At 62.6% G+C, this 12,179-nt stretch carries 10 protein-coding genes; 9 read left to right on the forward strand and 1 reads right to left on the reverse strand.

The genetic code is table 11. The features are described from left to right. The first annotated feature begins 16 nt into the window (after window positions 1–16). The 9 genes from murB (at window position 17) to THALAR_RS11760 (ending at window position 11,737) form a co-directional block, all read left to right on the forward strand. Window positions 17–934, forward strand: a complete 918-nt coding sequence (gene murB / locus THALAR_RS11720; RefSeq protein ID WP_021101775.1) for a UDP-N-acetylmuramate dehydrogenase — start codon at window positions 17–19, stop codon at window positions 932–934. Between the two features lie 83 nt (window positions 935–1,017). Further along, on the forward strand, window positions 1,018–1,932 hold the full coding sequence (locus THALAR_RS11725; RefSeq protein WP_211264800.1) for a D-alanine--D-alanine ligase: 915 nt from the start codon (window positions 1,018–1,020) through the stop codon (window positions 1,930–1,932). Beyond that, on the forward strand, window positions 1,920–2,807 hold the full coding sequence (locus THALAR_RS11730; protein WP_021101777.1) for a cell division protein FtsQ/DivIB: 888 nt from the start codon (window positions 1,920–1,922) through the stop codon (window positions 2,805–2,807). The genes THALAR_RS11725 and THALAR_RS11730 overlap by 13 nt, the downstream gene beginning before the upstream one ends. Before the next feature lie 20 nt (window positions 2,808–2,827). Beyond that, a complete protein-coding gene (ftsA, locus tag THALAR_RS11735) occupies window positions 2,828–4,162 on the forward strand; it encodes a cell division protein FtsA (RefSeq protein WP_021101778.1) in 1,335 nt (444 codons plus the stop codon). A gap of 374 nt (window positions 4,163–4,536) precedes the next feature. After that, window positions 4,537–6,132, forward strand: coding sequence for a cell division protein FtsZ (gene ftsZ, locus THALAR_RS11740; protein ID WP_021101779.1), 1,596 nt, complete (start codon window positions 4,537–4,539; stop codon window positions 6,130–6,132). 249 nt (window positions 6,133–6,381) lie between these two features. Continuing rightward, on the forward strand, window positions 6,382–7,302 hold the full coding sequence (lpxC, locus tag THALAR_RS11745; protein WP_021101781.1) for a UDP-3-O-acyl-N-acetylglucosamine deacetylase: 921 nt from the start codon (window positions 6,382–6,384) through the stop codon (window positions 7,300–7,302). 101 nt (window positions 7,303–7,403) lie between these two features. Further along, window positions 7,404–8,282 (forward strand): outer membrane protein assembly factor BamD, encoded by an 879-nt coding sequence (locus THALAR_RS11750; RefSeq protein ID WP_021101782.1) that lies wholly within the window; start codon window positions 7,404–7,406, stop codon window positions 8,280–8,282. Between the two features lie 39 nt (window positions 8,283–8,321). Then, entirely contained in the window at window positions 8,322–9,965 is a 1,644-nt protein-coding gene (recN, locus tag THALAR_RS11755) for a DNA repair protein RecN (protein ID WP_021101783.1), read from the forward strand. 65 nt (window positions 9,966–10,030) lie between these two features. Then, window positions 10,031–11,737, forward strand: a complete 1,707-nt coding sequence (locus THALAR_RS11760; RefSeq protein WP_021101784.1) for a chloride channel protein — start codon at window positions 10,031–10,033, stop codon at window positions 11,735–11,737. A 61-nt stretch (window positions 11,738–11,798) separates the two neighbouring features. Here the strand turns inward: THALAR_RS11760 and THALAR_RS11765 are convergent, their stop codons facing one another. Next, complete coding sequence (locus tag THALAR_RS11765; protein WP_021101785.1) at window positions 11,799–12,143, reverse strand: DUF427 domain-containing protein; 345 nt, start codon at window positions 12,141–12,143, stop codon at window positions 11,799–11,801. Between the last annotated feature and the right edge of the window lie 36 nt (window positions 12,144–12,179).

The raw sequence follows: 12,179 nt of genomic DNA on the forward strand, positions 1-12,179 counted from the left end.
CCGTAGCACGGAATCCATGACCGATTTCCCCACTCCGCGCGGCACCCTGACGCCTGATCGCCCCCTCGCGGACCTCACATGGCTGCGCGTCGGCGGCCCCGCAAAGGCCCTGTTCCAACCCGCCGACCGCGAGGATCTGGCCGCTTTCCTGCGCGATCTGGACCCCGCTACGCCCGTGTTCCCCATGGGTGTCGGCTCCAACCTGATCGTGCGCGACGGCGGGCTTGACGCCGTGGTGATCCGGCTCGGGCGCGGCTTCAACGGCATCACGATCGATGGCCCCCGCGTCACCTGCGGCCCCGCCGCACTCGACGCCCATGTGGCCCGCAAGGCCGCTGATCAGGGCCTCGACCTGACCTTCCTGCGCACCATTCCGGGTGCCATCGGCGGCGCGGTCCGGATGAACGCGGGCTGCTATGGCTCTTATATTGCTGACGTTTTTGTCGAAGCCACCGCTGTCACGCGACAAGGCGAAACTATCACACTGACGGCAGACGACCTGAACTTCGCCTACCGCTCCACCGACTTGCCCGAGGGCATGGTGATCGTCGAGGTCGTGCTGGAGGCCCCAGAAGGCGACCCCGAAACGCTGCACCAACGCATGACCGACCAGCTTGCCAAACGCGACGCGACCCAGCCCACCAAGGACCGCACCGCTGGCAGCACCTTCCGCAACCCCGCCGGTTTCTCCTCCACAGGCCGCGATGACGACACCCACGAGTTGAAGGCGTGGAAGGTCATCGACGAGGCCGGTTTGCGCGGCCAAACCCTCGGCGGCGCGCAGATGAGCGAGAAACATCCCAACTTCCTGATCAACACAGGCGGGGCAACCGCCGCCGACTTGGAAGATTTGGGCGAGCTGGTGCGGAAAAGGGTTCTCAAACACTCCGGAATAGAGCTACAATGGGAGGTGCTTCGGGTCGGCAAACGCTAATCTGAGCAGGCACTAACCAAATATAGGGGTCACAAAGACCCCATGCACAAAATAAGCCCCAAAAAGGGGCATTTGAGGCGGATATGTCGAGCAGGACAATTCGCAAAGTGGTGGTACTGATGGGCGGCCCCTCGGCAGAGCGGGAGGTTTCGCTGTCATCCGGGCGTGATTGCGCCGCCGCGTTGCGTGAAGCGGGTTATGATGTGGTGGAACTGGACGCGGGTCCGGATCTGGCCGCGCAATTGTCCGATCTGAAACCCGATGTCGTGTTCAATGCGCTCCACGGCCGCTGGGGCGAGGATGGCTGCGTGCAGGGCCTGCTCGAATGGATGCGCATCCCCTATACCCATTCCGGCGTGCTGGCCTCGGCCATCGCCATGGACAAGGAACGCACCAAGCAGATTTACCGCGAGGCAGGCTTGCCGGTGGTCGACAGCGTGCTGGCCTCCAAGGCGGAGGTCATGGCATCCCACGTCATGCCCGCGCCCTATGTCGTGAAGCCTTATAACGAAGGCTCTTCCGTGGGTGTCTATTTGGTCAATGAGGGCGCCAACAGCCCTCCGAAACTGTCCGACGACATGCCCGAAATCGTCATGGTCGAAGCCTTCGCGCCGGGTCGGGAATTGACGACTTCCGTGGTCGGCGATCGCGCGTTGATCGTGACCGACATCCTGACCGACGGCTGGTACGACTACGAGGCGAAATATGCCGAAGGCGGCTCGCGCCACGTGGTCCCCGCCGACATCCCCGCAGAGATCACCGCGCTGTGCATGGACTATGCCCTGCGCGCGCACAATGCCCTTGGCTGTCGCGGTGTCAGCCGCACCGATTTCCGGTGGGACGAGGCGAAAGGCGCCGCCGGTCTGATCTTGCTGGAAACCAACACCCAGCCCGGTATGACCCCGACGTCGCTGACGCCGGAGCAGGCGCAAAAGACCGGAATGTCCATGGCCGAGCTGTGCAAATGGATGGTGGAGGACGCGTCATGCGACCGCTAAATCGGTTCTCCAAAAAACAGTCGAGCAGCGATCCGGCACCAAGCCGCATGTCCTACCGGATGGAGCGCCTCTGGTTGACGCCGTCGTTCCGCAAGATCGTGCGCGTTGGAATGCCAAGCTTTCTGGTCGTAGCGTCCCTCGGCGTCTACTTTTCGAACGCCGACCGCCAACAAGCAATTGCCGACAAATACACGGAGATCAGGCGCTCTGTCGAAGAACGTCCCGAGTTCATGGTCAAGCTGATGGCAATCGACGGGGCCTCTGCGGGCCTCAACAGCGCGATCCGCGAGGTCATGCCCGTCGACCTGCCGCTGTCCAGTTTTGATCTGGACCTTGAGGCGATGCGCAAGCAGGTCGAAAGCCTTGACGCGGTGAAGCGCGTCGATGTGCGTGTTCGCGCGGGCGGGCTGTTACAGATCAATGTCGAAGAACGCGTGCCTGCTGTTGTCTGGCGCGGACCCGGTGGGTTGGAATTGCTCGATCAGGACGGCCACCGTGTCTCCGCGCTCGACAGTCGTGCCGCGCGCCCCGACCTTCCGCTGATCGCGGGGGAGGGGGCGAACGCCGCCGTGCCCGAAGCGCTGGCCCTGCTGGACCGCGCCGCACCGATCAAGGACCGCGTTATCGGCATCGTGCGCATATCCGAGCGCCGCTGGGATCTGGTTCTCGACCGCGCACAACGCATCATGCTGCCGCCGAAAGAGGCGGAGCCGGCGCTTGACCGCGTGCTGGCGCTGAACGAGGCGCAGGACCTCTTGAAGCGCGACGTGACCCATATCGACATTCGCAACCCCGACCGCCCGACACTTCGGATGACCTCTGACGCGCTGGCCACCATGCGCGAAATGCAGGGCATCAAAGTGAACAGCAACTGATAACGAGAGACGAGCGTTCCATGACAGATCTGTATCAATCTCAACGCGCCATGAGAAACAAACGCCAGGCTGCCATGCAGCGCGGGGTGGTCGCCGTTCTGGACGTAGGCTCCTCCAAGATCGCCTGCCTTGTGCTGCGCTTTGATGGGCCCGACAGCTTCCGCGAAAGCGACGGTATCGGGTCGATGGCGGGGCAATCGTCTTTCCGGGTGATCGGCGCTGCGACGACACGTTCGCGCGGGGTGCGTTTTGGTGAAATCGACGCCATGCACGAAACCGAGCGTGCCATCCGCACCGCCGTTCAGGCCGCGCAGAAAATGGCGGGCGTCCGTGTGGACCACGTGATTGCCTGTTTCGCGGGGGCCAAGCCGCGGTCCTACGGGCTGGCCGGTACGGTCGATTTGCATGACGGCACCGTTACGGACAACTGCGTCGCCCGTGTCCTGTCCTCTTGCGATGTGCCGGATTATGGTGCGGACCGCGAAATCCTGCATGCACAGCCGGTGAACTTCGCGGTGGATCACCGCTCCGGCCTTGGTGATCCGCGCGGGCAGGCGGGCAATTCCCTGTCCGTCGACATGCACATGCTGTCCGTCGACCGCGCGCCCATCGAAAACCTGCTCTATTGTATAAAGCGCTGCGATCTGGAGTTGGCGGGCATCGCGTCGTCCAGCTACGCCGCCGGTATTTCCTCGCTGGTCGAGGACGAGCAGGAACTGGGTGCGGCCTGCATCGACCTTGGTGGCGGCTCCACGGGCATTTCGATCTTCATCAAGAAACACATGATCTATGCTGACACCGTGCGCATGGGCGGCGATCACGTCACCTCCGACATTTCCCAAGGCTTGCAGGTTCCTATGCCGACGGCGGAGCGGATCAAGACCTTCTACGGCGGCGTTCAGGCCACGGGCATGGATGACCGCGACATGATCGACCTTAGCTCCGACACCGGTGACTGGGAGCATGACCGCCGGACGGTCAGCCGCGCCGAAGTTATCGGCGTGATGCGTCCGCGCATGGAGGAAATTCTCGAAGAGGTCCGCGTCCGTCTTGACGCCGCAGGCTTCGAGCATTTGCCCAGTCAGCGCATCGTGTTGACCGGCGGCGCATCCCAGCTTCCTGGCCTCGACGGTCTGGCCTCGCGTATTCTTGGCCAGCAGGTCCGCCTTGGCCGTCCGCTTCGGGTGCAGGGCCTGCCGCAATCCGTCACCGGTCCGGGCTTCGCCTCTGCCGTTGGCACATGCCTTTTCGCGGCGCACCCGCAGGATGAATGGTGGGATTTCGACATTCCAGTGGACGGCTATCCCGCGCGTTCGCTCAAGCGGGCGGTAAAGTGGTTCAAGGACAATTGGTAGGGATAAAAGGGGCGAGTTCACCCGTGACAAACCGCTCGTTTCGAGCTAGATTCGAGTTACTGCCCGCAAGAGGCAGGACAGGCCGAGCAGTGGCCCCCGAAACGATCAACTGATTCCACATGCACCCGCTGCATGTGGAGCGTTTATGCTTTGTCTTGTGTCTGGCGTATCGCTTTCCGCCAGATATTGGCGTTTTGGCAAGATGATGCCGAAATCGATCAGATTCTCGCCGTATTTTGTGGTAAAATTGCCTTTTTTGCGTGACGTCCAAGCCGACCTCCGATAGGCTTTGCGCAAACGAGGCATAACCACAAGGGCCGAATGGCCCATTCGTGAAAAGTACACACACCTTATTCTTACGGGCGGACCAGCACATGACACTAAATCTTCGGATGCCAGAACAAGCAGATCTCAAGCCACGCATCACCGTTTTCGGTGTCGGCGGGGCAGGCGGCAACGCCGTGAACAACATGATCGAGAAAGAGCTTGATGGTGTCGAGTTCGTGGTCGCCAATACCGACGCGCAGGCCCTGCAACAAGGCAAGGCCCCCGCGAAAATCCAAATGGGTGTGAAGGTCACCGAAGGTCTGGGCGCTGGCGCGCGTCCCTCGGTCGGTGCCGCCGCCGCCGAAGAGACCATCGAAGAAATCGTCGACCACCTTGCTGGCGCTCACATGTGCTTTATCACCGCCGGTATGGGCGGTGGCACCGGGACGGGCGCTGCTCCGATCATCGCGCAAGCGGCCCGCGAGCTTGGCGTTCTGACCGTTGGCGTCGTCACCAAGCCGTTCCAGTTCGAGGGCGGCAAGCGCATGAAGCAAGCTGAAGAAGGCGTTGAAGCCCTTCAGAAAGTTGTCGACACGCTGATCATTATTCCAAACCAGAACCTGTTCCGTCTCGCCAACGAGAAAACGACCTTCACCGAGGCGTTCTCCATGGCCGACGACGTGCTGTATCAAGGCGTTAAAGGCGTTACCGACCTGATGGTGCGTCCGGGCCTGATCAACCTCGACTTCGCGGACGTTCGCGCCGTGATGGACGAGATGGGCAAAGCCATGATGGGCACCGGCGAGGCAGAGGGCGAAGATCGTGCCGTTCAAGCCGCAGAGAAAGCCATCGCCAACCCGCTGCTGGACGAAATCTCGCTCCGCGGTGCCAAAGGCGTGCTGATCAACATCACCGGCGGTCACGACCTGACTTTGTTCGAACTGGACGAAGCCGCCAACCGCATCCGCGAGGAAGTGGACCCAGAGGCGAATATCATCGTCGGCTCCACTTTGGACACAACGATGGACGGCAAAATGCGCGTCTCCGTCGTCGCGACCGGTATTGAAGCATCCGAAGAGTTGCTGTCCCAGCCGGTCACGCGCCGGTCTCTGGCAGCGCCCCTGACGATGGATCGTGGCGATGCGGCACCGCAACCGATGCCCAAAGAGCAGGCGGCCCAGGCCCCTGCCGCGCCGACTTACGAGCAGCCTGCCGCGAAAGCAGCGCCGGAACCTTCCTTGTTCGAGGAATTCCAGAAGGAAGAGGAAGCCGTCACCGAGGACGGTCTGCCGGAGCCGGTCTACACGCCATCCCCACAGCCCGCTTTCGAGCCAGCCGCCGCAGCCGAGCCTGCGCAACCGGTTTTTCAGTCGCGCCAGCAAGCCGGCACACCCACGCCGGAAGCCATGCAACGCCTGCGTGCTGCAGTGAACCGCAACCCCGCTGAGGACGCGCCTGCGCAGCAGCAGCAGCCGCAGCGCCAAGCCGCAGAGCCCCATGCCGAAAAGCCGCGCTTCGGGATCAATTCCCTGATCGGTCGCATGACAGGCCACGGCGAAGGCGAAAGCCATGCAGCACCGCAGCGTCAGCAGCCACAGGTGTCCCAAGCCCGCGCGCCGCAGCCGCAGCAAGAGCGCGCCCAACCGGATCCGGAGCAGGAAAAGATTGAAATTCCTGCCTTCCTGCGCCGTCAGGCCAACTGATACACAACCTGTAACGCAACGTCACAAGGCCGGGTCCGTCCCGGCCTTTTTCGTTTTTATCCTTTTGTTTCAAAAGGCTTGCCGCGTTGCAGCGAAATGCACCGCTAATGTTGCAAACGGTCATAAAGAGTGAGTTGTGACATGGAACCCCGACCCATATTTTAGGTTTAATTCCAGAGGCCTGACACGGCCCGACGGACAAAGACTGAAACAAACGAAGCCGGATGACGGCTTTATCGGGGGCCTTGCATGCAAGCCACATTGACACAGACGATCAGCTTCACGGGCGTTGGCCTGCACTCCGGCCAGCCGGTGCGCATGGACGTGCACCCTGCTGCGGCGAATTCCGGCATCTGGTTCAAGCGCACCGATATCACCGACGCGGACAATATGATCCGCGCGATCTATACCGCCGTGGGCACCAAGCCGCTGTGCAGCGAGTTGACCAATGCCGCCGGTGTAGGTGTCTCCACCGTTGAACACATCATGGCCGCCCTTGCGGGTTGCGGTATCCACAACGCGCTGGTCGAGCTGGACGGGCCGGAAGTGCCGATCATGGACGGCTGCTCCGTTGATTTCGCGCGGGCTATCGTTGAAGTCGGCGCGCGCAAGCAGGCTGCACGCCTCTATGCGATCGAAATCCTGTCCCCCGTTATGGTCGAGGAAAACGGCGCCATGGCGATGCTGACACCCGCCGACGGTCTGGAGATAGACTTCCACATAGATTTTTCCGACGCGGCAATCGGTCGCCAGCACAAGGCGCTGGACATGCGCAACGGCACGTTTGTGCGCGAGTTGTCCGACAGCCGGACTTTCTGCCGCAAGGCCGATATCGACATGATGCATGAACAGGGCCTCGCCCTTGGCGGCACATATGAAAACGCAGTCGTGGTCGACGGCGACGATGTGCTCAGCCCGGGTGGTCTTCGCCACGCGGACGAGGCGGTGCGTCATAAAATGCTGGACGCTCTGGGCGATCTGTCTCTGGCAGGCGCGCCGATCCTTGGACGCTACACAGGCATCAAGGCAGGCCACGCGATGACCAACAAGCTGCTGCGCAAGCTGTTCGCAAATCCGGATTCTTTCCGTTTGGTACCCTGCACCCCCGCGCAGGCGGCCCGTTTGCCCGGTGTTGGCGTGCGCAAGGCTGATCTGGCCTTGGTCGCTTAAGCGGCATAAAGGCGTTTTGCCCTGCAAAGAGTTGTGCTAGACCAGCCCAAAGAGGCCGTGAACCGGACACCGGTACGGCCAAGCAATGAGGTTGGCGGTCAATGACAGGGCGCAGCAGGGTATTTCTGAAAACGGCGACGGCGCTTGCGTTGGTCTTGAGTGTCTCCGCGTGCGGCAACCGCGGCGGCGGCGATGGGTTCTTTGCGAACTTCTGGGGCTCCAAGGAAGAGGCACCATTGGAGACCTTCGGTCCCGAAGAGATCTACAAACGCGCCGAGTTCGAACTGGAAAGTGGCGACGTCGACGATGCGGTCCGGCTTTTCAGCGAAGTGGAACGTCTCTACCCATATTCCGAGTGGGCCAAGCGCGCGTTGATCATGCAGGCGTTCTCCTACCATGCTGACCGGGATTATGAGAATTCCCGCGCTTCCGCCCAGCGGTTCCTGGATTTTTACCCCGCAGATGACGACGCGCCCTATGCGCAGTATTTGCTGGCGATCAGCTACTATGACCAGATCGACCAAGTTGGCCGCGACCAAGGCCTGACCTTTCAGGCGTTGCAGGCGCTGCGCACGGTGATCGAGCGCTATCCCGACAGTGAATACGCGAAATCCTCGGTGCTGAAGTTCGACCTTGCCTTCGACCATCTGGCGGGCAAGGAAATGGAAATCGGGCGCTACTACCTCAAGCGCGGCCATTACCCCGCAGCCATCAACCGCTTCCGCGTGGTGGTGGAGGAGTTCCAGACCACGACCCACACCGCAGAGGCGCTGCACCGTTTGGTGGAATCCTACCTGTCTCTGGGTCTGACGGACGAGGCGCAGACCGCAGGCGCAATTCTGGGCCACAACTTCCAGTCAACCGGCTTTTATCAGGACAGCTACAACCTTCTCAAAGGGCGTGGTCTGGAGCCGGAGGCCGCAGGCAAGGGCTGGTTGCAGGACATCTACCGTCAGGTAATCCGCGGCCAGTGGTTGTAACAGGTGGCGGGATAGTCCCCGCCGCACAGGTGGTGTCTGATGCTGCGCACGCTTGAAATTCGCGACATGCTGATCATCGACCGGCTGGAGCTTGAGTTCCAGCCCGGCCTGAACGTGCTCACCGGAGAAACCGGGGCGGGCAAGTCCATCCTATTGGATTCGCTCGGTTTTGTCCTTGGTTGGCGCGGCCGTGCCGAACTGGTCCGCGCCGGTGCGGACAAGGGCGAGGTCACCGCGCAATTTGATTTGCCCGCAGGTCATGCCGCATGGGCGGTGCTGGACGAGGCAGGGTTCGAGCATGACGGCGAGATGATCCTGCGCCGCACGAACTACCCCGACGGGCGCAAGCAAGCCTATATCAACGACCGCCGCGCCTCTGGCGAATTACTGCGGGTGCTGTCGGAAACGCTGGTGGAACTGCATGGCCAGCACGACGATCGCGGCATCCTGAACCCGAAGGCCCACCGCGACATGCTGGACAGCTTTGCGGGGCTGGATCTTGGCAAGCTCGGCACCCGCTGGCAGGCACTGACTGCCGCCAGACGCGAGTTGAAGCGGGCCGAAAAAGCGATGGACGAGATCCGGGCCGAAGAAGAATTCCTCCGCCACGCGGTCGCCGAGTTGGACGTCCTTGACCCGCAACCGGGCCAAGAGGCGGAACTGGACGTGAAGCGCCGCCAGATGCAGGCGGGCGAGCGTATCCGCGACGATATCGCCAAGGCGCTGCAAGCGCTTGGGATGAACGGGGCGGAAGGGCTGGTGAATGATGCCACCCGCTGGCTTGACGGGGTGGCTGACCAAGCCGAGGGCCAGTTGGATGACGCCCTGTCCGCGCTGGAGCGCACGGTCAACGAGCTAAGCGACGCGCAGCAAGTTGTGGAAACCGTGCTGGAGCGGCTGCATTTCGACCCGATGGAGCTGGAGCAGATCGAGGAGCAACTCTTCGCCCTGCGCGGCCTTGCCCGTAAACATGACGTCCTTGCCGACGATCTGGCCGAGTTTGCCGAAGGGTTGCGCATCAGACTTGCCGCGCTCGATGGCGGCGAGGTGGAACTGGCCGACCTGCGCCGCGCGGTCGCCAGCGCATCAGAGGCCTATCAGGAAGAAGCCGACCGCGTGACCAAGGCCCGCCAAGCCGCCGCCGCGAAGCTGGACAAGGCCATGGGTGCGGAACTGGCGCCGTTGAAGATGGAGCGTGCGGTGTTCAGAACCGACGTAACGCCGGAGACCGCAGGGCCGGAAGGGCAGGACGACGTGTCGTTTACGGTCGCCACCAACCCGGGCGCACCATCCGGCCCGCTCAACAAGATCGCGTCCGGCGGGGAGCTGTCACGCTTCCTGCTGGCGCTCAAGGTCTGCCTGTCCGGCACGACCGAAGGCGTGACGATGATCTTCGACGAAATAGACAGGGGCGTTGGCGGGGCGACGGCGGACGCCGTCGGGCGCCGTCTCAAGGCGCTGGCCGACGGGGCGCAGGTGCTGGTCGTCACCCACTCGCCCCAGGTCGCGGCACTGGGCGGGCATCACTGGCGCGTCGAAAAGCAGGTGCGTGACGAGCAGACGTTCTCGACCGTGATCCCGCTCGATCCCGCCGCCCGCATAGACGAGATCGCCCGCATGGTTTCGGGTGATACCGTGACCGACGCCGCGAAGGACGCCGCGCGGTCGTTGTTGAAGGTGTAGCCCTATAGACCGGCCTCGCCCGTTGTCCTAAGACTGTGGGACGCAGGGTAAGGCGTCGGGGACACATGGCCGGGCAACCACCACAGCAGGACGATGATCGCGGCTTTGTCCGCGATCAATTTGCAAGCGCGGTCAGCGAGTTGCGGCGGGCTTTTCACGTGATGCGCCATCGTGGTCCGTCGCAGCTGCAATTCTGGTTCATTGCGTTGATGGTCGGCATCGCGGCGGGGGTGGCGGCCTTGCTGTTCCGGTGGGGCATCTCGGCCATCCAAGGCGTGGTCTACAACGCCAAGGACGTACGTGCGCTTCAGGAATTCGTCGCCGATGTGGACTGGTACTGGATCGTTTTAATTCCCATCATGGGCGGGCTGATCACCGGCTGGATTTTGCATCTGTTCACCGACGACGGCCGCGTGCGGGCGGTGGCCGACGTGATCGAAGGCGCGGCGCTGAATGACGGACGGGTGGAGAAACGCGCCGGTCTGGCCTCCGCCGCCGCCTCGATCATCACACTCAGCACCGGCGGCTCCTCTGGGCGGGAGGGGCCGGTTGTCCACCTTGCCGCCGTCATCTCAAGCTGGGTCTGCGGGCTAATCAAGGCCAACGGCATCACCGGGCGCGACTTGCTAGGCTGCGCTGTGGCCGCTGCCGTATCCGCGTCGTTCAATGCGCCCATCGCGGGCGCGCTCTTCGCACTGGAGGTCGTGCTGCGCCACTTTGCGGTGCATGCCTTCGCCCCGATCGTCATCGCCTCGGTTGCCGGGACCGTTATCAACCGGCTGGCTTTCGGGGACGTGACCGAGTTCGTTTTGCCGACGACCAACACGCTCGACTTCTATGTCGAGCTGCCTGCCTTCCTGATGCTGGGTATTGTCTGCGGTCTTGTCGCGGTTGCGATGATGCGGTCAATCTTCTGGGCCGAGAATGTCGGCACGCATGTGCAACGTCTGACCGGAATGCCGCGCTGGCTGCTACCGGCCTGTTCAGGCGGGCTTCTGGGGGTCATGGCGATCTGGTTTCCGCATATCATCGGGGTGGGCTACGGCACCACATCCGCCGCCCTGACCGGCGAGTTGCTGCTGCATGAGGCGATCGTTTTCGCCATCCTCAAGGTCGCCGCGGTGGCGATCACCATGGCGGGCCGCATGGGCGGCGGCGTGTTCTCGCCCTCGCTCATGGTGGGTGCGCTGACGGGGCTGGCCTTCGGCGGCATCGCCACCAGCGTGTTTCCCAACGTCTCCGGTGCCGAGACGCTTTACGCTCTCGCCGGCATGGGCGCGGTCGCGGCAGCGGTGCTGGGTGCGCCCATTTCCACCACGTTGATCGTGTTCGAGATGACCGGCGACTGGCAAACAGGCCTTGCAGTGATGGTGGCGGTATCGCTCTCGACGGCGCTCTCCAGCCGTCTGGTGGACCGGTCTTTCTTCCTTACGCAGCTGGAGCGGCGCGGGGTGCATCTGGCAGCGGGGCCGCAAGCCTATCTGCTGTCGATGTTTCGGGTGCGAAATGTCATGCGCACGGACGACCACCCCCGAGCGGCCAAGGAGGACGACATCTGGGCAATGATCGAGCAGGGGACGCATATCGGGCCGAACGCCACTCTAGAAGACGCCATGCCCGTGTTCGAGCGAGACAACCCAGTGTTCATTCCCGTCGCCACTATGGGCAAGGAAGGCGAGCCGCCCACAATTTTGGGCGCGTTGTTTCAGGTCGATGCGCTACGGGAATACAACCGCGCGCTGGCCGCCACGGCGGCCGAGGAACATTCCTGACGCCGCCGCCAAATCCTCCCCGAGGATTTGTGTCCAGACTTTCCACGAAAGTCTGGCGTGCCTAGACCTCTTCGACGGTGACCTTGTCGGCGAAGAAAGCCAGATGGCCCGCAATCTGCTCCAACCCTGCGTTTGGCGTCTCGTAGGACCACGCCGCGTCCTTGATCGGGCCGCTTTTGGCCTCCAGTGTGTAGTATGACGCCTCGCCCTTTTTGGGGCAGTGGCTGGTCGTGTCCGTTTTGTCGAACAGCGCCATGGCGAGATCGGAGCGCGGCACGTAGTAAACCGGCGCGGCATTTCCCTCGACCAACTCGATCACATTGCTGCTTTCACCCAGCACTGCCCCCGCTGCGCGAATGGAGTAGGTGCCGGATGCGTTACGCAAAGTGATATCATTGGCTGTCATGGGACGCCCTTTCATTGTTGTTGAAACCTAGGCTGC

It is taken from the genome of Litoreibacter arenae DSM 19593, from assembly GCF_000442275.2.
Taxonomy (GTDB): Bacteria; Pseudomonadota; Alphaproteobacteria; order Rhodobacterales; family Rhodobacteraceae; genus Litoreibacter; species Litoreibacter arenae.

Excerpts from the sequence above, each read along its gene's own strand:
- THALAR_RS11750 (WP_021101782.1), top strand. The coding sequence starts at position 7,404 with ATGACAGGGCGCAGCAGGGTATTTCTGAAAACGGCGACGGCGCTTGCG.
- lpxC (WP_021101781.1), top strand. The coding sequence starts at position 6,382 with ATGCAAGCCACATTGACACAGACGATCAGCTTCACGGGCGTTGGCCTG.
- ftsA (WP_021101778.1), top strand. The coding sequence starts at position 2,828 with ATGACAGATCTGTATCAATCTCAACGCGCCATGAGAAACAAACGCCAG.
- THALAR_RS11725 (WP_211264800.1), top strand. The coding sequence starts at position 1,018 with ATGTCGAGCAGGACAATTCGCAAAGTGGTGGTACTGATGGGCGGCCCC.
- THALAR_RS11765 (WP_021101785.1), bottom strand. The coding sequence starts at position 12,143 with ATGACAGCCAATGATATCACTTTGCGTAACGCATCCGGCACCTACTCC.
- murB (WP_021101775.1), top strand. The coding sequence starts at position 17 with ATGACCGATTTCCCCACTCCGCGCGGCACCCTGACGCCTGATCGCCCC.
- recN (WP_021101783.1), top strand. The coding sequence starts at position 8,322 with ATGCTGCGCACGCTTGAAATTCGCGACATGCTGATCATCGACCGGCTG.
- THALAR_RS11730 (WP_021101777.1), top strand. The coding sequence starts at position 1,920 with ATGCGACCGCTAAATCGGTTCTCCAAAAAACAGTCGAGCAGCGATCCG.
- ftsZ (WP_021101779.1), top strand. The coding sequence starts at position 4,537 with ATGACACTAAATCTTCGGATGCCAGAACAAGCAGATCTCAAGCCACGC.
- THALAR_RS11760 (WP_021101784.1), top strand. The coding sequence starts at position 10,031 with ATGGCCGGGCAACCACCACAGCAGGACGATGATCGCGGCTTTGTCCGC.